This window comes from Ruegeria hyattellae (assembly GCF_041537925.1).
GTDB lineage: Bacteria > Pseudomonadota > Alphaproteobacteria > Rhodobacterales > Rhodobacteraceae > Ruegeria_C.
The window spans coordinates 649,231-666,749 of the sequence record NZ_JBGOSH010000001.1 but is presented as its reverse complement, the minus strand read 5'-3'; the positions used below and the strand labels follow the sequence as shown (position 1 = coordinate 666,749).

Below are 17,519 nucleotides of genomic sequence, written 5' to 3'. Positions count from 1 at the left end.
ACGACCTTAAGGTGTAACGCCCTCGACCGCCTGCCCGTGCTGGGTCTTGTCCCAGAAATAGGGTTTCACCGCTAGTTCGTAGAGTGCTTTGTAGGCGGCGACGACGCCCGCAGGATAATACAGCGGCATTGTCATAATCCAGGGCAGCAGAAAGCGTCGGCCTGATGCGGACAGGGCGGTGGCGGCGATGGCGAAACTGATCCCTTCGACCGCCAACAGCAATGTCGCAGCGATGGTCAGCACTTGCGCGTCGATCAGCCCGAACCACGGGCCCGGCGCACCCAGCGCGCCCAGCCAGAAGGTCCAGAGCACGGGTGCCAACAGGAACTGCCCCAGCGTGCCGAGAAAAAAGGCCTGCAACCCCAGAAAGCGCCAGATACCCAGATCACGCCATAGCTGGCGCGGGGCCCGCATATGCACCAGATAGGTGATCATGAACCCTTTGAGCCAGCGCGAGCGTTGCTTGACCCAGGGCCAGAGCCGGTGGTTTGCCTCTTCATAAGTTGTGGTGCGGATGAACTCGGTCCGATAGCCCGCCCGGCACAGCCGCACCCCCAGATCGGCATCTTCGGTGACATTGTGGGCATCCCAGCCGCCAAGCTCTTCCAGCGCGGTTTTGCGCATGAACAGCGTGGTGCCACCCAGCGGCACCACCAGCCCCAGCCGGGCGATGCCGGGCATCACGGCGCGGAACCAGCTGCAATATTCGATGGTGAAACAGCGCGCGCGCCAGTTGGTGCGCGGATTGTAATAATCCAGAATGCCCTGCAGGCAGGCAACATCGGCACCGGCCCGGTCAAACTGTTGCACCACCTTTTCAATCTGGTCGGGTTCGGGCGCGTCCTCGGCATCCCAGACGCCGACGATTTCACCGGCGCAGAAGTCCAGCGCATAGTTCAGCGCGCGCGGTTTGGTGGTCAGGCCACCGGTATCCGGCACCTCCAGAATCCGCATCCAGTGGGGCAGGACGAGGTTTTCAACCGCGGCGCGCGTGACCTCGTCCTTGGCCTCAAGCACAAGGATCACATCGAGCAACGCCTTTGGATAGGTCAGGCGGCCAAGCCGCCGGATCAGTGCATTTGCGATCTCGCGCTCCTTGTAGAGCGCTACGATGACCGATACCTTCGGCAGCTTCGCCCGGATGGGGTTGCCATCGGGTTTGGCGGGCGGGGCCAGGATATGGGCCAGGAAGCCGACACAGCGCAGGGTAAAGAAAAGCAGCAAGGTCAGGCAGGCGGCGGCGAAGGCGGCAACGGCCAGCGCTGCGGGCGCAATCGACGCGATTGTGGCGAGAGCAGCTAGCGCGCCACCGCCCAACAGCCCGTAGGTTCTGCCATAGCCGCGGCAACTGAAATCGGGCGCGACCCGGGTTTCCGCCCGATGCGCCAAAGGGGCTGCGAAGTGATCAGCGAACACGGCGTCGATTGCGGCGGCACGGCCGAGCACCGGCTGCGGGATCAGGCCGGTTTCAGCAAATCCAGCCTCAACCTCGGCAAAGCGGTCCGGGCGTCCGGTTGCCACCTGCAGGAACGCCCCGGACCGTTTGAAGGGCGCGCTGCGCGTTCGCTGCCAGAACTCGCGCGGCTGCAGATCCCAGAGCGACGGTTCGGGCCGGTCGCGGCACAGGTCGACCATCGCGAGGCCGCGTTGCTCGACCAAGGCGGCGTGCACCTGATCCTCACCGGCCCATCCTTCGGCGACGATGATCTCGCCAATCGGGGCGTTCAGCCGCAATTGCAGCTCAAGCGCGGCGTGAAGCTGTGCATGGGTGATCGCGCCGTTCCTGACCAGAATACGCCCCAGTGGCACATGCGGCGCAGTGGAGAGAACGGCCTCGGCCGTCCGCTGAAAGTTCAATTTCAGATCGCTCATCACGTTCCTCGGCAAAGCCCCCGGATGGCAGGCTCTCTTACCAAGGTTAACGCAGGGTTAAATACGTCTGGGGCGTGTCAGCTTGCCGCTTTGCGGGCGGACATCGCGCTGGCGAATCGTTCGAAGAGGTAGAAGCTGTCCTGCGGTCCGGGTGACGCCTCGGGGTGGTGTTGCACCGAGTAGACCGGTCTGTTGGCCATGCGGATACCACAATTCGAGCCGTCAAAGAGCGAGCGGTGGGTTTCGACCACGCCCTCGGGCAGGGTTTGCGCATCCACCGCGAAGCCGTGGTTCATCGAGGTGATCTCAACCTTGCCGGTTTCCATGTCCTTCACAGGGTGGTTGGCACCGTGATGGCCGTGGTTCATCTTGACCGTTTCACCGCCAAGCGCCAGCGCCAGCATCTGGTGGCCAAGGCAGATGCCAAAAACAGGCAGATCGGTGCCTTCGAGGATCTCGCGGATCATCGGCACCGCGTATTCGCCAGTGGCCGCCGGATCGCCGGGTCCGTTGGACAGGAACACGCCGTCGGGCTTGTGGGCCAGAACCTCGGCCGAGCTTGCTGTGGCGGGCAGGACGGTGACATCGCAGCCCGCCGAAGCAAGGCAGCGCAGAATGTTGCGCTTCGCGCCGTAGTCGATGGCGACCACCTTGTGCTGCGGGTCTTCTTGCCGGGCATAGCCCTCGGGCCAGGCCCAGCGCATCTCGTCCCAGCGATAGGATTGCGCGCAGGTGACCTCCTTGGCCAGATCCATGCCTTCGAGCCCGGTAAAGGCGCGGGCGGAGGCGACGAGGGCGGCGATGTCGAAATTGCCCTCGGGGTCATGGGCCAGCGCTACATGTGGCGCGCCCTGCTGGCGGATCGCGCGGGTCAGGCGCCGCGTGTCGACGCCACCGATGGCGATGCGCCCGCGCCGAGTCAGCCAATCTTTCAGCTCTTCCGCAGCGCGCCAGTTCGACGGCGTGGTCGGGTCCCATTTGACCACCATCCCCTCGGCCACCGGATCGGCGGTTTCGTCATCATCGGGGTTCACACCCACATTGCCGATATGGGGAAAGGTGAAGGTCACGACCTGGCCCGCATAAGACGGGTCGGTCATGATTTCCTGATAGCCGGTCATCGCGGTGTTGAAGCACAGCTCGGCCACGGTCTGGCCGGTCGCACCGAAACCCATGCCATAGAACAGCGTCCCATCCGCCAATGCCAGACATGCGGTGGGCTTTGACGGGGCGGGGTGTGCCATGGCGCGACTCTCCTATTGGGTAAACCGGCTTGTTCCTAAGGGGGTTCAGCGTCCCGGTCAAGAGCACCGGTTTTTTGGGCTATCGTTGAATTTCAACGTGTTAGATGATGCCGCTTCCGGTTGTGCCGGAGTTTTTCTTTGGGTATGGTCGGGTCTGGCGTTTCCATGGGGATGGACAAACAGATGGATCTGCGGTCTCGGGTCAATGCGGCCCTGAAACAAGCGATGAAGGACAAGGACAGCGAGCGCGTGTCGACGCTCCGGCTGATCAACGCGGCGATCAAGGACAAGGACATCGCCGCACGTGGCGCCGGTGCCGAAGAGGCGACCGGCTGCGACGAGGCCGATGTGCTTGCGATCCTTGGCAAAATGACCAAACAGCGGCAGGAAAGCGCGCGCGCCTATGAAGAGGGCGGGCGGCTGGACCTGGCCGAGCGCGAAACCCGAGAGGTCGAGATCATTGCGGAATTCCTGCCCAAGCAGCTGGACGAGGACGAGGTCGCCAAGGCGATCCAGACCGCCATCACGTCTACTGGTGCGGGTTCGATCCGCGACATGGGCAAAGTCATGGGTGAGTTGAAGTCCCGCTATACCGGCCGGATGGATTTCGGCAAGGTTGGCCCGATGGTCAAGGACCACCTTTGCGCGTCGTCGAACGGCCAGTGCTGATCCGTTTCACGCGGGTCTGAGCCTGGCCCGCAGTTCGTCATAAAGTGCCTTGCGCTCGTCTTCGGACAGGAAGGCGCCGATCTCGACCTCGCGCCCGCCGCCTTTCAGCGTCACATAATTCGGCACCGGGCCGTCATCGGCATGCAGTGCGGGCCGCGCCCAATGGCGGTTGCATTGCCATTCCTGCACCTTTCCGCCGGGATCGTGCCGGACCAGCCGGGCATCGGCATCCGACAACGTCAGAATCTCGAGAATCCGACGGCTGCGGTAATTCGCCTGCAGCGCCCACCAGATCCCGGCAACGGCCAGCAGGACAAAAGGCAGCAGCCCCCAGAGCAGGACCGACCCCAGCAACATGATCAGCGGCACCGTGGCCAGCGCAAAGATCGCCAGAACGGTCGCCGCAAAGCCTTTGGGTGGCAGCGAGTTATGCGGCCAGAGGCGCAGTTCTGCGGTGGTTTCAGACGATGAGGTCCAGCGATAAGGCATGGGCGAGGGGTAGCACGCAGGTGGCGCAGGTCGAAGGGGAAATACGCTCTGGTCCCTAGTTCAGGCCACATGCCCAAGACGCGACCAGGACAGCGCATCCTCAAGCCGGTCATCGCCCCAGAACACCTCGTCGCGCACCACAAAGCTGGGCGCGCCGAACACGCCTGCGTGAGTGGCAGCCTCGGTCTCGGCGGCAAGGGTTGCAATGGCTTCGGGGTCCTGCGCCCGCGCCAGGACCTGCATCGGGTCCTGATCGGCGCGATGCAACGCCTCGGTCAGGTTGGCCTCGGAACCGGCCTCGATCCCGTCTTCGAACCACAGCCGGTAACAGTTTCGGACAAAGGGAATGCCCCAATCCGTCTTCAGGCCCAGCAACGCCACCTGATTGGCCAGTGGCAGGTCGGAAATCGGGTAGGGCGCGGGCAGGGAGCAGCGCAGCCCGTATTTTGCGGCGCGCCGCTGGATATCGCGCCACATATATGCAGATTTCTGAGGCTTGTTGGCGAAGGGAATATTGTTTTGTTCGGTCATCACGCGTCGCACGTTGAAGGGCCGCCAACGCAGGGTCACGTCCCGTTCACGCGCCCAATTGGGCAGGCGCATCACCGTAAGAAAGGAATAGGTGCTGCCGATTGAGAACCAGAAATCGATCTCGGGCATTGCTTGGCTCCGGCGACTATTGGGGCATTGCCTAAGGTAAAGCAAAATCCCGGAGAATTCGATGGTTGTTTGCGGATCGCCTGATTGGTTGCCCGAGGATTACGTCGTTTCAAACCGGTATTTGAGAAAAACCGCGCCGTCATACTCGATTTCGCCGACAGGTTTTGCGCCGAATCGCGCAAGCGCGCCGCGATTCTTCCGGGAGGGTGGCAGCAGAAAAGTCACGTAGGGAATACGCGGGTCAGCTATGGCAAAAGCGATTGCTTTCTTTGAAATGCGCGCGCCCAACCCAAATTGATCAGGCTTGAGAACCAAGCCAAAATCCCATTCCATACCCTCTTTCTGAAAACCACCCCAACCGACATAAGCGCCATCGGACAGGATCGCCCAATGTCCAAGCCCGTCGCGGCGCCAGCAGGCCTCTTTTTGGGCCACAAACGCGGCTGCGGTGGCCGCGTCCCACTCGAAAGTAAGCAATGGCATATGCTCGGCCACGCGCGGGTCGGACATATGAGAGATGATCTCGCCAAGCTCGATTGTCGGCAAGCGGGTGAAGGCGATGTTAGAGCTCATCAGGCATCCAGTGTGTGGGGTTGGGTGCCGCGCGCCCGCGCACCGGTCAGCGGCAGGAATGAGTCTACTTTAGGCAAGGACGTCAAATCTGCAATCGGCAAAGAAAAAGCCCCGCACGATGGCAGGGCTTTTATCAGGTATTGGCGGGGATCAGTGGGCGTGGCCCTTGTCCCAGTCTTCCTGCTTGGGCAGGATTTCGAACGTATGCTCTGGCGGCGGCGACGGCAGGGTCCATTCCAGCGTATCTGCATACTCGTTCCAGTAGTTGTTCTCGGTCACCTTGGCGCCACGGAAGAGCGCGTAGAAGACGACACCGAAGAACAGCAGGAACGAGGCGAAGGAAATGAACGCGCCCCAGCTTGAGATGTAGTTCCAGTAGGCGAAGGCCTCGGGGTAGTCGATATACCGGCGCGGCATGCCCTGTCGGCCCAGGAAGTGCTGTGGGAAGAAGGTCAGGTTCGCACCGATGAAGAAGAGCCAGAAGTGGATCTTGCCCCAGAACTCCGAATACATCCGTCCGGTGATCTTGCCGAAATAGAAGTAGACCCCGGCAAAGATCGCGAACACCGCACCAAGCGACATCACATAGTGGAAGTGGGCAACCACGTAATAGGTGTCGTGATAGGCCCGGTCGACGCCTGCCTGAGACAGCACAACACCGGTCACGCCGCCCACGGTGAACAGGAACAGGAAGCCGAAGGCAAACAGCATCGGCGTCTTGAACTCGATCGAGCCGCCCCACATGGTGGCGATCCAGCTGAACACTTTCACGCCTGTGGGCACCGCGATCACCATTGTGGCCAGCATAAAATAGGCCTGCTGGTTCACGGTCATGCCAACCGTATACATGTGGTGCGCCCAGACGACGAAGCCCAGAACACCGATTGCGATAAGTGCCCAGACCATCGGCAGGTAGCCGAAGATAGGTTTGCGCGAGAAAGTGGCGATCACGTGGCTGATGATGCCGAAACCGGGCAGGATCACGATATACACTTCCGGGTGGCCAAAGAACCACAGGATGTGCTGATACAGGATCGGATCGCCACCACCGGCGGGATCAAAGAAGGTGAAACCGAAGTTCCGATCCATCAGCAGCATGGTGATTGCGCCCGCCAGCACCGGCAGCGATAGCAAGATCAGCCAGGAGGTGATGAAGATCGACCAACTGAACAGTGGCACCTTGAACAGGGTCATGCCCGGGGCGCGCATATTCAGGAAGGTGGTGATCATGTTGATCGCGCCCAGGATCGATGAGGCGCCCGAGACGTGCACGGCAAAGATCGCCAGATCCATCGACATGCCGCCTTCGGTCGTCGACAGTGGTGGATAAAGAACCCAGCCAACGCCAGAGCCAAGCTGGTCATTGCCACCCGGCGACAGCATCGAGGCAACGCCCAGCGAAGTCCCGGCCACATAGAGCCAGAAGCTGAGGTTATTCATTCGCGGGAAGGCCATATCCGGCGCGCCGATCTGCAGCGGCATGAAATAGTTGCCGAAACCCCCGAAAAGGGCGGGGATCACCACGAAGAACATCATCAGGACGCCGTGATAGGTGATCATCACGTTCCACAGATGGCCGTTCGGGGTGCAAACCTCGGCACCGCTGCCGAACAGGCGGAAGCCTTCGAGGCACATGTGTTGCACCCCCGGCTCCATCAGTTCGAGCCGCATGAATACGGTCAGTGCGACCGAGATGAAACCAGCAAGTGCCGAGAATACCAGGTAGAGAATCCCGATATCCTTATGGTTCGTTGACATGAACCAGCGGGTAAAAAACCCGCGTTGATCTTCATGCTCGTGACCATGAATGGCTGCATCTGCCATTATAGGTGCCTCCTGTTGCGACTTTGACGCTCAGCCGGTTGGCTCCGGACCGCGCGGATTCCAGCCGGTTTTAGTGGGTGGCGGCGTCCCCTTCAATGGCAGAGTTTGATCTGCATCAAGTAAAATGGCCGCACCCCCTTGAATCAGGGGGTGCTTTGGCCTTTCGGTCGGGCGATTGATTGGTTGCCTGAAAGCCATACCTCGTTGTGCCGGTCACGCAGCAGGCTCAGGACGATGAGGGCCGTCGCGTCGATGGCAACACCACGTGGAACGGGATCGAGCGTTCGCAGCTCGCAACAGAAGGGTTTGGGCAGAGTGCCAGCCTCAATGCCTGCTCGCCTTGCCGATTCTTAAAAATGAGCGCTTTGAAATCGACGAGACCCGATGATGGGTTGACCTCATGCCCGTGGCTGTCAGAAACAGAAGCATCAGCAGTTCATTCAGGTGCGCCATGGCTTACGATCCCGAAAACATCTTCGCCAAGATCCTGCGTAACGAGATCCCGGCCAACCGCGTCTATGAGGACGCGCAGACACTGGCCTTCATGGACATCATGCCGCGCGCCGACGGGCATCTGCTGGTAATCCCGAAGACGCCCTGCCGCAATCTGCTGGACGCAACGCCTGAACAGCTCTCGGCGGTGATCGCGACCACACAGAAACTGTCGCAAGCCGTGATGAAGGCGTTTGGGGTTGACGGTGTTACGATCCAGCAATTCAACGAAGAGGCAGGCGGGCAGGAGGTGTTCCATCTGCATTTCCACGTGCTGCCCCGGCATGAGGGCCAATCGCTGCGCCCGCCCGGGACAATGGGCGATTTTGACCTGATCGCGGAGCATGCCGAGACAATTCGCGCCGCGTTAGATTAAGATTTTCGCATACCCCTGCAGCGAATTTTATCTCAACTTGAAACTATGCTACCCTTGCGGCAACCGTCTTTTTTAAATTTGACGGGCGTTCAGAATGATTTCTTAGGGGTTTAGGATGCATAGTTCAAAGCTGTTGTTGGTTTCTTTTTTTACAGTGTTTTCCCAGGTGGCATGGGCGAATTCCTATGACGCCCATGGCACCGGGATCGCCACATCAAGCTCGGTTACTACCCAAGTTTCCGAAGGTCTTATTGTCGTCGATGTTCATACCGACTACGAGAAATTCGAAACCGTTGATCCGCAGAACCCGCTTACAACCGCCACGGGCCCCTGTTTCGGCGCGATCATGATCAAGGCCGGGCAGGTCTCGGGTGGGGGCGTGTGCAACTATACCGATCATGATGGCGACATGGCGATCATCAGCTGGGTGCCGCAGGGGATCGGGCGTGACGGTCTGACGCTCGGCATCTGGTCGGTCGAGGGCGGGACCGGCAAATGGGACCGCGCCTCGGGCGGGGGGGCGTTCCGGGCCGGCACCCGCGACGACGGCACCTACCGCAACGATGTAACGGGGGCGATCACGCTGCCCTGACGTGCCGGGGCGGTTTCAGTCGCCCTGCGCCAGCGCCTCTTGGGGCAGCTCTCCGATAACCTCGTCGAAGGACTTGCGCAGCGCGACATCCAGATCGGCCATGGTGACCGGCAATCCGAGATCGACCAGCGAGGTCACGCCATGTTCGGCAATGCCACAGGGAACGATCCCGTCGAAATGGCTTAGATCGGGTTCGACATTGATCGAGATGCCGTGAAAGCTGACCCATTTGCGCAGGCGGATGCCGATGGCTGCGATCTTGTCCTCGGGTTTGGCCCCGGTCGCGGTCAGTGGCTTGTCGTCCCGTACGATCCAGACGCCGACGCGCCCCTCGCGGATATGGCTGCGCAGGTTGAATTCGTCCAAGGTGGCGATCACCCAGTGCTCCAGTTGCTGCACGAAACGCCGCACATCCCTGCCGCGTTTGCCAAGATTCAGCATCACATAGATGACGCGCTGACCCGGCCCGTGATAAGTATACTGTCCACCGCGCTTGCTCTCATGGACGGGAAACCGGTCCGGATCGGTCAAATCCTCGCGCCGCGCCGAAGTGCCGGCGGTGTAAAGCGGCGGATGTTCCAGCAGCCAGATGCATTCCTCGGCCTCGCCGGCCGCGATTGCCGCGGCGCGCGCCTCCATGAAGGCGACTGCGTCGTCGTAATCGGTCAAACCGTCTGAAGTGATCCAGTCCATGGCCCGTGCTTACCCTCGGATAGCGGGCGAGGGAAGGGGTCAGGCGGCCTCTGCAAGACAGCGTTGCAATATCTCGGCATAGGTCTTGCGACCCTGTGCGCCGGTCAGAAGGTACTTGCCGCCAAAGACCATCGCGGGCACGCCCGTTATGCCCCGGTTGGTCCAGAATTGCTGTTTCTCACGCACCAGGGCTGCGTGTGTGCCCGAAGCCAGCATGGCCCGCGCGGCGTCAGGCTCCAGTTCGGCCTGATCCGCCGCCGCAATCAGAACCTCGGGGTCCGAGACATCCTGACCATCGGTGAAATACGCCTTGAACAGAGCCAGCTTCAACGGATGCTGCCGCCCCTGCACCTCGGCCCAATCCAACACTTGATGCGCCTGAAATGTGTTCACGATGCGGCTGCCCTCCTGGAAGTTGAATATGAACCCCAATTCCTGCCCAATCCCGGTCAGGCGCAGGCGCATCTGCTGGCTCTGTTCAGAAGTGGTGCCGTATTTCCCGGCGATATGTTCGCGCAGGTTCTGCCCCTCGGGCGGCATGTCGGGGTTCAGCTCGAACGGATGCCATCGGAGCTGCGCCAGAACGCCGGTCTGGGCAAGCGCCTGATCCAACTGCCTGAACCCCACTATGCACCAGGGACAGACCACGTCCGAGACGATATCGATCTGGATGACAGGGCGGAGCCGGGCATCACTCATGGCATGGGTTTCCTGCAGCGTTACAGGCACTTCGATAACAAAAAACACGGGTGGGCGGAAATCAAACTCAAGTGTGGATTTCCCTCTTCACATCCCTGCACCCCTCGTCTATACGCCGCTTTACCAAGCCTGACAGTGCGGTCGTGGCGGAATTGGTAGACGCGCAGCGTTGAGGTCGCTGTGGGGTAACACCCGTGGAAGTTCGAGTCTTCTCGACCGCACCATAAACATCCCTCTGAAATCATATAAAATAAGTAAAAACAGGGCCATAGCCTTGTCATCTTGCAAATGTCTGTGGTGTTCTTTTACTTGCTGACAATAGGTCGGCATATTTGAAGAGTTCATGTTGCGTCAGGGTTGAAACCTGGGTTTTCCCGAATTCGTCGTCTTTGATGTAATTTAGAAGCTGAAGGCCCGAGCGTCCTAGGGTTTTGCCGTGTTTCAAGCGGTTTTTGTTGATGTCAGAGACCGTCGTCTCTGTGACAATTTGAGCGGGCAACCCATTCACCTCAATGTCCAGCAGTTTTTGGTTCCGCCATCTCTTCGCATTTATAAGGTTTCGGAATGTTTGGGTGAGGCTGTGTTGTTTGCCGTCCATATGTTTGCAGATTTGAACTCTATACGAGAAAGCACCTTTCTTCCCCACAACCTCCGTGATGTTCGGTTCGAACACGTGAAAAATTGGGGTTTGATAGCCGATTTCCGGAGGTGCGAGAGATGAAGGGAAGGAGCTGCCCGGCAACGAAACCAACTGCATACAGGCCGCTGTTCGTGTTCTCAGGATGTGCTACACCGTAGCACGCTCGAATCGAAAACCCCCGAAAACTCCCGGAAATTCGGCGAAATCCGGGGAATCGTTCTACACGGTGTCTATTTAGGATGTGGATCTAGCGCTTTGAAAAATAACGCACAATATGCAGCGCGTTTAAGCGTGGCACCGATGATGGATTGGACTGATCGGCATTGCAGGTATCTGCACCGGCTGCTGAGCTGTGAGGCGTTGCTTTATACCGAAATGGTGACTGCGCCAGCGTTGGTGCGGGGTGGGGCGGTGCATCTGCTGGACTTCAGCCCCGAAGAGCTTCCGGTCGCGTTGCAACTTGGCGGCTCGGACCCTGGGGAACTGGCGCAGGCGGCCCGGATGGGGCAGGCGGCGGGGTATGATGAGATCAACCTCAATTGCGGCTGCCCGTCGGATCGAGTGCAGTCGGGGACGTTCGGCGCGGTACTGATGAAAGACCCGGCGCGGGTTGCTGCTTGTGTCGCCGCGATGCGGGCGGTGGTGGATGTGGACGTCACCGTCAAATGCCGTATCGGGGTTGACGATCAGGACCCCGAAAAGGTGCTGCCCGAGTTTCTCGCGCGGATCGTGGCGGCGGGTTGCGAGCGGGTGACCATCCATGCGCGCAAGGCTTGGCTGCAGGGACTGAGCCCGAAAGAGAACCGGGACATCCCGCCGCTGGATTACGATCTGGTCTACCGGATGAAGGGGCTGTTCCCGAACCTGCATATCTCGATCAATGGCGGTGTCACTTCGCTGACGCAGGCGCAGACCCATCTTGAGGCCGGACTGGACGGCGTGATGATCGGGCGCGCCGCCTATCATCAGCCTACCGACATCCTCTGCACGGCGGACCGTGACATTTTCGGGCTGGATCATGTGAGTGATCCGGTCGACGTGGTGCGCGCCATGCTGCCCTATATCGAAGCGCATCTGAGCGCGGGTGGGCGGCTGCACCAGATTTCGCGGCATATGCTGGGGCTATTCGCCAGACGGCCCGGCGCGCGGGCCTGGCGGCGGCACCTTTCGGAAGGGGCGGCGCGCAAGGAAGCCGGACCGGAACTGGTCGAGGCGGCGCTGGCGCTGGTGGCACCTGCGCCTGAGCGACAGGCGGTGTAGGGTGGCGTGATCGGCGTAATGCGGTTGGGCATTGGGTGGGTCGGCAATGTCCAGCACGCACTAGAGATTTGCCGGGAAACGGAAATGTCAGAGCGTCGGGCGCCTCGGCGGTCTGTTTGGCACCGCGCACCAGAAACAGGCCCACGGACATCACTTCACGGTAGAACTCCTGTCCCAACGTGAAGGCAGTATCCAGCGACACGTCGGTTCCGACCCACCAGCCGTTGGAAATATCGATCTCAGGGCTATCTGTCCCGCGATAGGACATGACGGTTTTGCCGGCGAGGCCCGCAGGTCCGTCAGCATCGATATCATTAGAGACTTCGTAGAAATCGGCAGTCTTGACTAGCCGGGGCCGAAATTTGAAGCGAGGTCGCCCGAGCCCACCAGTTGGACCGATGAGGGCTTATTGATACCTTCGAACGTGACCATGCGGGGCCCGAGGTCTTGCGGCGCCTCCAGCGGATCGGTCTCCCGTTCGACGAGACGGATGGACTCCTTGAACCTACCCACATCCTTGCTTTTTGCGGTCCATGGTGAGCCAGATCACCTTGCCCGCACCTTCTTCGAGCAAGGCAACAAGATTGCGCTCGCCAAGATCCGCTACCACGGCCTCACCGGTCAGCTCGGCATGGTCACCGTCCGTAGCGCCCGCCCAATCCAACGCGCGGTTGAAATCCACCCGGATCACGCTTGACGCGGTCATCGGGCCTGTTTGCTTTTAGATGTAGAGCACCAGCTTCTGATGCCATTCCGCCGCTTTGGCACAACCCGATAGCAGCAGCCTCGCGGCGCGCAGCAGCAAGGTGACGTTGATTCATTCAATCCTGCTGCTCAACCCTCCCTGCTCGGCACGTTCCATGCAACCCAGGCGAAATGCATCGGCATTGCATTCCCACCATTCGATAGCTCCGCAGCCGTGACATTGCGCGAAAAAAACCGTCCAGCAGGCCCAGATCCCATTGTTTTCCGGGAATTGGATCGACACAGGAGGCCCGCGTCCAAGATCGCTCTTACCCAAATCCACATGTGGTGTGGAGCATCAGCGCGGCTTTCCATTCCGAAGGCAGGAGTGTAACCACAAAAAAGCCGAAACGGGGGATCGTCATGCCGGAAACCGGTTTGTTGCTGCAGATGCTGGCGATGTTGCTCGCGATCGGAGCCTTTGCCGGCGTGCTGGCCGGATTGCTGGGGGTTGGCGGGGGCATCGTTCTGGTGCCGGCGTTCTTCTATGCGTTCCAGACGCTTGGATATGGCGGGCCGCAGCTGATGCAGCTCTGTCTGGGGACCTCGCTGGCGACGATCATCGTCACCTCGATCCGCTCGGTGCTGAGCCATAACAAGAAGGGCGCGGTGGATTGGGATATCCTGCGCGGCTGGGGGCTGGGGATCGCGATTGGCTCGGGTCTTGGCGTGCTTGTGGCGTCCTATCTTCATACCGACGTGTTGCAGGCGCTGTTTGGCGTGCTTGGGATGGTGATAGGGGCTTATCTGGGACTGGGCCGGTCGGAGTGGCGGCTGGGCGATGCGATGCCGCACGGGGTGAGGCGGGCGGTGCTGTCGCCCTCCGTGGGGTTCCTTTCGGTGCTGATGGGCATTGGCGGCGGCAGTTTCGGGGTGCCGCTGATGAGTCTTTACAACACACCCATTCACCGAGCGGTGGCAACGGCAGCCGGGTTCGGCGTGATCATCGCCGTGCCTTCTGTTCTTGGGTTCCTGTTTCTCGATGTCGATCCGGGGCACCGCCCGCCTTACACGATCGGCGCGGTCAATCTTGTGGCTTTCTTTGTTGTCATCGCCATGACACTGATCACTGCGCCTTGGGGCGTGAAACTGGCCCATGCCATGGACCCGAAACCGTTGAAGCGGGTCTTTGCGGTGTTCCTGACGCTGGTAGCGCTGAACATGCTGCGCGAGGCGCTGGGATGGTAGAGGGGTTCCGGCAGAAGGGCTGGATCAGGTTTCCCTTTGATCCTGTTCTGGCGGAATGGGTTGCTCATGCGCTGCCAGCCGCGCGCGCCGCCATCGATGATCCCAGACATAGTAAGTGGCATGACTGCGAGGGCACGTGGTTCATCGGCGTCGATGCGCTGGACAATGACAGCGACGGGCGGGTGAATGGCTCACCGCCGCTGGCCGGGCAGGCGATGCATTTCATCCATCATCATCTGGGCGCGCAGGCGCTGCACAAGGGGCAGGTCTCGGTCATCTATCCCGGCTATCCGCGGCCGAGGCGCGGCGAGGGCGATGCCGCGTTCCGTTATCGCGCGCGCCGGGATGCAGCGCATGTGGACGGGCTGAAACTCTCGGGGCCGGAGCGCCGCCGCCGGGTCGAGGAACCTCATGCCTGGATCCTGGGCATCCCGCTGACCGATGCCACCCCCGACGCCGCGCCGCTTGTTCTGTGGGAAGGCAGCCATCATCCGCTGGGCAGTGCCTTTGCCGATACGTTTGCGGCGCACCCCTTGGAGGCTCATGCAACGCTCGACATAACCGATATCTATCAGGCCACGCGCCGCGACGTGTTCGAAAACTGCCCACGGATCGAGTTGCCCGCGCGCCCGGGCGAGGCTTATCTGCTGCACCGCCACCTTCTGCACGGGGTTGCGCCTTGGGCAGAGAACGCGACTGCCGACCGGGATGGCCGGATGATCGCCTATTTCCGGCCTGAATTTCCAGAAGGCCTCGCGCGGTGGTTGCAAAACGACTAGGCTGCCGTCAGATCAATGAGGGAGCTTGTGAATGATTTCCGTTGAAACACAGATGGATGGCGCCTTGCTAGAGGTGGAACTCTCGGGGCAGATTACGGCGCAGGATTACGACACGGCCCTGATCCCGGCGGTTGAAAAGGCGTTGGAGAACCATGACCGCATCCGGCTGATGATGACGTTCGGGCAGGAATTTCAGGGCTATGATCTGTCTGCCGCCTGGGCCGACAGCAAACTGGGCCTGAGCCATTGGAGCGGCTTTGACCGGATTGCCGTGGTCACCGATACCGGCTGGCTGCGCAACTCGATCCGGCTGGCGGCCCCGATCCTGCCATGCCCGGTGCAGGTCTTCGATCTGATCGATGCCGAAACGGCGCGACGCTGGCTGCGCGAGTCATTGGGCTCGATACATATGATCGATCTTGGCGGGCCGTGCCTGCAAGTCAAGCTGATGGGCAAGCTGGACCCCGAAGTGATCGCCAATGCCGAAAAGGATCTGGATGCGCAAATTCGGGCGCGCGATGGCTTCCGTCTGTTGCTGGATCTCAGCGAGTTCGACGGCTGGCAGGGGCTCTCAGCGATGGCCGCGCATTTCAGCCTTGTGCGCGAACATGCCGCCATTCCGGAACGGGTCGCCGTGGTGGGCGATCACGCCTGGCAGCGTGCGGCGCAACATCTGATGAGCCGGTTCCTGAACGCCGACAGCCATTTCTTCGATGTGTCGGATATCGAAGGGGCCAAAGCCTGGCTCAAGGCCTGAGCGAGGGGTTCAGCTTTTCAGCCGGGCCGCGCGCCCGCCGCGTCGCTTGACAAGGCGCGGGGCGCGGTCAGGGAGCTCTTCCATGATGGCGACGCGCTCGGAGGGCTCCATCTTGGACCAGCGGGTGATCTCGTCGATGGTCCGGTAGCAGCCGGTGCAGATGCGTTCGACCGGATGGACGACGCAGATTTCTACGCAGGGGCTGTCGATCTCGTTTCTTTTCCAGACCGGTTTGTCCATTAGGCCGCAGGCTTTCTACAACAGGCGCAATCTGTCCAGCGCTCCTTGCAAGATATAGCTTGCGGCCACGTGATCAATCACCTCGGCGCGACGTTTTCGTGTCGTATCCGCCTCAAGCAGTGCCTTTTCCGCCGCAACCGTGCTCAGGCGTTCATCCCAGAACCCGATCGGCAACTCGGTCAGCCGGGTCAGGTTGCGCGCAAAAGCCCGCGTCGACTGGCAGCGTGGCCCTTCTGAGCCGTCCATGTTGCGGGGCAGGCCCAGAACGATGCCGCCAATGTCGCGATCCGCGATGATCTCAAGCAGGCGGCCCGCATCAAGCGTGAATTTCTTGCGCCGCACGGTCTCCAGCGGGGTTGCGACCGTGCCCATTCGGTCGGACACCGCCACGCCGATGGTCTTGTCACCCAAATCCAGCCCGATCAGCGCGGTATGGCCGGGCAGGGCGGCGGCAAACTCTTCGAACGGGTCAGCAATCATTGCACGATACCCGCCTCTTGGCCCGCCTTCACGATCAGGGCAAGTGCCGCGTCGTTCCCTGCAAAGACCTGCTGCGCCTCGTGGAAGACCCGATTGGCTTGTGCGCCTTCGCCCAACACGCCAAGTGAGCGGATCAAGCGCGCCCATTCCTCGGCCGTGCCGCCTTCGGTCGCCAGCCGCTCGGACAGCCCGGTCACCATGTTGCGAATGATATCGGCCCGGTCATCCGGCGCCATATCCTCGAAACTGGCCATGTCCTCGGCGCTGGGGCCGGGCAGGGCGGGGGCGTCGGGCTGGTCGTATTTGACACCTGCGCGTGTCGCCACCTCACCGATCCGAGCCCGGATCGCGTCGACCCAGGGGGCGGGGGCCGGGTTGTAGCGCAGCGCTTCCTCCCAGACTCGGAACGCCGCATCCGGGCGGCCGATCTGCAGCATCATCACGCCCCAGTAATAGAGCGCGGTCCCATTGTCGGCGTCGATATCCAGCGCCTGGTCCAAAACCGCCTCGGCCTCGGGCGAGACGTATCCACCCGCCGCGGCGATCATCATTTCGGCCATCTCCGAGTAATCATCCGCTGAGGCGTCGCTCCCCATCAGCCTGATCGCTTCGGCCATCGCCTTGTAGGAGGCGCTGAAATTGCCGAGATTGGCTTCGTTCTGCGCCAGCAGGATGTGGCCCTGCAGGTCGTCGGGCCTGCTGGCGACCGCGGCGCGCAACTGCTCCATCAGGTCGGCATATTTCGGGTCGATATCCGGTACGGGCCGCTCTGGCTGCTCGGCTTCTGCCGAGGCCTGATCGGGACGGTTGAGTCGTCGTTCCTCGGCAATTTCCTTGCGCAGGCTGAGTGGCAGGTCGCCATAGCCCGGCGCCCCGAGCGAGCGGTAAAGCATCAGGCCGCCACCCATCAGCGCGGCGATCAGGACCAGCGCCGTCACCCATGAGCCCCGGCGCGGCTGCGCCATGCCGTCGGCCTCTTTGCGGACCATCGCGTCGGCGGCAAGGATACGGCGCGAGATCTCGGTGCGGATGCGCTCGGCATCACCCTCGCCGATCACGCCGCGTGCCAGATCGCGATCCACCCCGGCAAGTTGTTCGCGATAGACTCGCAGATCATAGGCCGCCGCAGGCTCGTCCCGGCTGCGGCCACGCAACAGCGCCAGCGCCAGCAGGGCGGCCACGGCCAATGCGGTCAGCGAGATGAGGATCCAGAACGTCATGTTGTCTTCCTTCGGATTGCCCTCATCT

At 61.2% G+C, this 17,519-nt stretch carries 20 protein-coding genes and 1 tRNA gene; 8 read left to right on the top strand and 13 right to left on the bottom strand.

From position 1 onward, the window contains the following. Positions 1-6: 6 nt before the first annotated feature. Together AB1E33_RS03305 and carA are read right to left on the bottom strand one after the other, a co-directional pair. Positions 7-1,872, bottom strand: a complete 1,866-nt coding sequence (locus AB1E33_RS03305; RefSeq protein ID WP_372575818.1) for a glycosyltransferase — start codon at positions 1,870-1,872, stop codon at positions 7-9. A 77-nt stretch (positions 1,873-1,949) separates the two neighbouring features. After that, positions 1,950-3,116 carry a glutamine-hydrolyzing carbamoyl-phosphate synthase small subunit gene (carA, locus tag AB1E33_RS03300; RefSeq protein WP_372575817.1) on the bottom strand — a complete coding sequence of 389 codons (1,167 nt, stop codon included), beginning with the start codon at positions 3,114-3,116 and terminating at the stop codon, positions 1,950-1,952. Between the two features lie 183 nt (positions 3,117-3,299). Between carA and AB1E33_RS03295 the strand changes: the two genes are divergently transcribed. After that, a complete protein-coding gene (locus AB1E33_RS03295) occupies positions 3,300-3,785 on the top strand; it encodes a GatB/YqeY domain-containing protein (protein WP_372575816.1) in 486 nt (161 codons plus the stop codon). 6 nt (positions 3,786-3,791) lie between these two features. Here AB1E33_RS03295 and AB1E33_RS03290 read toward each other — a convergent pair whose 3' ends face one another. The 4 genes from AB1E33_RS03290 to ctaD form a co-directional block, all read right to left on the bottom strand. Continuing rightward, a complete protein-coding gene (locus AB1E33_RS03290) occupies positions 3,792-4,274 on the bottom strand; it encodes a DUF2244 domain-containing protein (protein WP_372575815.1) in 483 nt (160 codons plus the stop codon). 60 nt (positions 4,275-4,334) lie between these two features. Beyond that, positions 4,335-4,934, bottom strand: a complete 600-nt coding sequence (locus AB1E33_RS03285; protein ID WP_372575814.1) for a 2-hydroxychromene-2-carboxylate isomerase — start codon at positions 4,932-4,934, stop codon at positions 4,335-4,337. A 99-nt stretch (positions 4,935-5,033) separates the two neighbouring features. After that, on the bottom strand, positions 5,034-5,507 hold the full coding sequence (locus AB1E33_RS03280; protein ID WP_372575813.1) for a GNAT family N-acetyltransferase: 474 nt from the start codon (positions 5,505-5,507) through the stop codon (positions 5,034-5,036). A 150-nt stretch (positions 5,508-5,657) separates the two neighbouring features. After that, entirely contained in the window at positions 5,658-7,331 is a 1,674-nt protein-coding gene (gene ctaD / locus AB1E33_RS03275; protein ID WP_372575812.1) for a cytochrome c oxidase subunit I, read from the bottom strand. A gap of 451 nt (positions 7,332-7,782) precedes the next feature. Here ctaD and AB1E33_RS03270 point away from each other — a divergent pair, with 451 nt between their 5' ends. After that, on the top strand, positions 7,783-8,199 hold the full coding sequence (locus AB1E33_RS03270) for an HIT family protein (RefSeq protein WP_372575811.1): 417 nt from the start codon (positions 7,783-7,785) through the stop codon (positions 8,197-8,199). 115 nt (positions 8,200-8,314) lie between these two features. Beyond that, the gene (locus tag AB1E33_RS03265; protein ID WP_372575810.1) at positions 8,315-8,791 is read left to right on the top strand and encodes a hypothetical protein; all 477 of its coding nucleotides are present in this window, start codon (positions 8,315-8,317) and stop codon (positions 8,789-8,791) included. 15 nt (positions 8,792-8,806) lie between these two features. Here AB1E33_RS03265 and lipB read toward each other — a convergent pair whose 3' ends face one another. Both lipB and AB1E33_RS03255 read right to left on the bottom strand, forming a co-directional pair. Continuing rightward, the gene (gene lipB / locus AB1E33_RS03260) at positions 8,807-9,484 is read right to left on the bottom strand and encodes a lipoyl(octanoyl) transferase LipB (protein ID WP_372575809.1); all 678 of its coding nucleotides are present in this window, start codon (positions 9,482-9,484) and stop codon (positions 8,807-8,809) included. A gap of 39 nt (positions 9,485-9,523) precedes the next feature. After that, complete coding sequence (locus AB1E33_RS03255; protein WP_372575808.1) at positions 9,524-10,183, bottom strand: DsbA family oxidoreductase; 660 nt, start codon at positions 10,181-10,183, stop codon at positions 9,524-9,526. Between the two features lie 137 nt (positions 10,184-10,320). On the opposite strand from AB1E33_RS03255, the gene AB1E33_RS03250 reads away from it, so the two are divergent. Next, positions 10,321-10,407: transfer RNA gene (locus AB1E33_RS03250), tRNA-Leu, on the top strand. Positions 10,408-10,460: 53 nt separating this feature from the next. Here AB1E33_RS03250 and AB1E33_RS03245 read toward each other — a convergent pair. Next, the gene (locus tag AB1E33_RS03245) at positions 10,461-10,940 is read right to left on the bottom strand and encodes a hypothetical protein (RefSeq protein ID WP_372575807.1); all 480 of its coding nucleotides are present in this window, start codon (positions 10,938-10,940) and stop codon (positions 10,461-10,463) included. 138 nt (positions 10,941-11,078) lie between these two features. On the opposite strand from AB1E33_RS03245, the gene dusA reads away from it, so the two are divergent. After that, positions 11,079-12,083, top strand: coding sequence for a tRNA dihydrouridine(20/20a) synthase DusA (dusA, locus tag AB1E33_RS03240; protein ID WP_372575806.1), 1,005 nt, complete (start codon positions 11,079-11,081; stop codon positions 12,081-12,083). A 505-nt stretch (positions 12,084-12,588) separates the two neighbouring features. Here dusA and AB1E33_RS03235 read toward each other — a convergent pair. Continuing rightward, positions 12,589-12,789, bottom strand: a complete 201-nt coding sequence (locus AB1E33_RS03235) for a hypothetical protein (protein WP_372575805.1) — start codon at positions 12,787-12,789, stop codon at positions 12,589-12,591. Between the two features lie 401 nt (positions 12,790-13,190). On the opposite strand from AB1E33_RS03235, the gene AB1E33_RS03230 reads away from it, so the two are divergent. Genes AB1E33_RS03230 through AB1E33_RS03220 form a run of 3 tightly spaced genes read left to right on the top strand, consistent with a single transcriptional unit; the run spans position 13,191 to position 15,551 of the window. Next, positions 13,191-14,015: a sulfite exporter TauE/SafE family protein gene (locus tag AB1E33_RS03230; RefSeq protein WP_372575804.1), complete on the top strand. Its 825-nt coding sequence runs from the start codon at positions 13,191-13,193 to the stop codon at positions 14,013-14,015. Next, on the top strand, positions 14,009-14,794 hold the full coding sequence (locus AB1E33_RS03225; protein ID WP_372575803.1) for a phytanoyl-CoA dioxygenase family protein: 786 nt from the start codon (positions 14,009-14,011) through the stop codon (positions 14,792-14,794). Before AB1E33_RS03230 ends, AB1E33_RS03225 begins: the two co-directional genes overlap by 7 nt. Positions 14,795-14,825: 31 nt before the next feature. Then, positions 14,826-15,551 carry a SpoIIAA family protein gene (locus AB1E33_RS03220; protein WP_372575802.1) on the top strand — a complete coding sequence of 242 codons (726 nt, stop codon included), beginning with the start codon at positions 14,826-14,828 and terminating at the stop codon, positions 15,549-15,551. A gap of 9 nt (positions 15,552-15,560) precedes the next feature. Here AB1E33_RS03220 and AB1E33_RS03215 read toward each other — a convergent pair whose 3' ends face one another. The 3 genes from AB1E33_RS03215 to ccmI are packed head-to-tail and all read right to left on the bottom strand — an operon-like array spanning position 15,561 to position 17,491. Continuing rightward, entirely contained in the window at positions 15,561-15,791 is a 231-nt protein-coding gene (locus AB1E33_RS03215) for a DUF1289 domain-containing protein (protein ID WP_372575801.1), read from the bottom strand. Between the two features lie 15 nt (positions 15,792-15,806). Beyond that, the gene (gene ruvX, locus AB1E33_RS03210; RefSeq protein WP_372575800.1) at positions 15,807-16,271 is read right to left on the bottom strand and encodes a Holliday junction resolvase RuvX; all 465 of its coding nucleotides are present in this window, start codon (positions 16,269-16,271) and stop codon (positions 15,807-15,809) included. Then, entirely contained in the window at positions 16,268-17,491 is a 1,224-nt protein-coding gene (gene ccmI, locus AB1E33_RS03205) for a c-type cytochrome biogenesis protein CcmI (protein ID WP_372575799.1), read from the bottom strand. The genes ruvX and ccmI overlap by 4 nt, the downstream gene beginning before the upstream one ends. Between the last annotated feature and the right edge of the window lie 28 nt (positions 17,492-17,519).

Bases quoted from the DNA above. Each gene is read 5' to 3' on its own strand.
- AB1E33_RS03305 (WP_372575818.1), bottom strand. From the start codon at position 1,872: ATGAGCGATCTGAAATTGAACTTTCAGCGGACGGCCGAGGCCGTTCTC.
- carA (WP_372575817.1), bottom strand. From the start codon at position 3,116: ATGGCACACCCCGCCCCGTCAAAGCCCACCGCATGTCTGGCATTGGCG.
- AB1E33_RS03295 (WP_372575816.1), top strand. From the start codon at position 3,300: ATGGATCTGCGGTCTCGGGTCAATGCGGCCCTGAAACAAGCGATGAAG.
- AB1E33_RS03290 (WP_372575815.1), bottom strand. From the start codon at position 4,274: ATGCCTTATCGCTGGACCTCATCGTCTGAAACCACCGCAGAACTGCGC.
- AB1E33_RS03285 (WP_372575814.1), bottom strand. From the start codon at position 4,934: ATGCCCGAGATCGATTTCTGGTTCTCAATCGGCAGCACCTATTCCTTT.
- AB1E33_RS03280 (WP_372575813.1), bottom strand. From the start codon at position 5,507: ATGAGCTCTAACATCGCCTTCACCCGCTTGCCGACAATCGAGCTTGGC.
- ctaD (WP_372575812.1), bottom strand. From the start codon at position 7,331: ATGGCAGATGCAGCCATTCATGGTCACGAGCATGAAGATCAACGCGGG.
- AB1E33_RS03270 (WP_372575811.1), top strand. From the start codon at position 7,783: ATGGCTTACGATCCCGAAAACATCTTCGCCAAGATCCTGCGTAACGAG.
- AB1E33_RS03265 (WP_372575810.1), top strand. From the start codon at position 8,315: ATGCATAGTTCAAAGCTGTTGTTGGTTTCTTTTTTTACAGTGTTTTCC.
- lipB (WP_372575809.1), bottom strand. From the start codon at position 9,484: ATGGACTGGATCACTTCAGACGGTTTGACCGATTACGACGACGCAGTC.
- AB1E33_RS03255 (WP_372575808.1), bottom strand. From the start codon at position 10,183: ATGAGTGATGCCCGGCTCCGCCCTGTCATCCAGATCGATATCGTCTCG.
- AB1E33_RS03245 (WP_372575807.1), bottom strand. From the start codon at position 10,940: ATGCAGTTGGTTTCGTTGCCGGGCAGCTCCTTCCCTTCATCTCTCGCA.
- AB1E33_RS03235 (WP_372575805.1), bottom strand. From the start codon at position 12,789: ATGACCGCGTCAAGCGTGATCCGGGTGGATTTCAACCGCGCGTTGGAT.
- AB1E33_RS03230 (WP_372575804.1), top strand. From the start codon at position 13,191: ATGCCGGAAACCGGTTTGTTGCTGCAGATGCTGGCGATGTTGCTCGCG.
- AB1E33_RS03225 (WP_372575803.1), top strand. From the start codon at position 14,009: ATGGTAGAGGGGTTCCGGCAGAAGGGCTGGATCAGGTTTCCCTTTGAT.
- AB1E33_RS03220 (WP_372575802.1), top strand. From the start codon at position 14,826: ATGATTTCCGTTGAAACACAGATGGATGGCGCCTTGCTAGAGGTGGAA.
- AB1E33_RS03215 (WP_372575801.1), bottom strand. From the start codon at position 15,791: ATGGACAAACCGGTCTGGAAAAGAAACGAGATCGACAGCCCCTGCGTA.
- ruvX (WP_372575800.1), bottom strand. From the start codon at position 16,271: ATGATTGCTGACCCGTTCGAAGAGTTTGCCGCCGCCCTGCCCGGCCAT.
- ccmI (WP_372575799.1), bottom strand. From the start codon at position 17,491: ATGACGTTCTGGATCCTCATCTCGCTGACCGCATTGGCCGTGGCCGCC.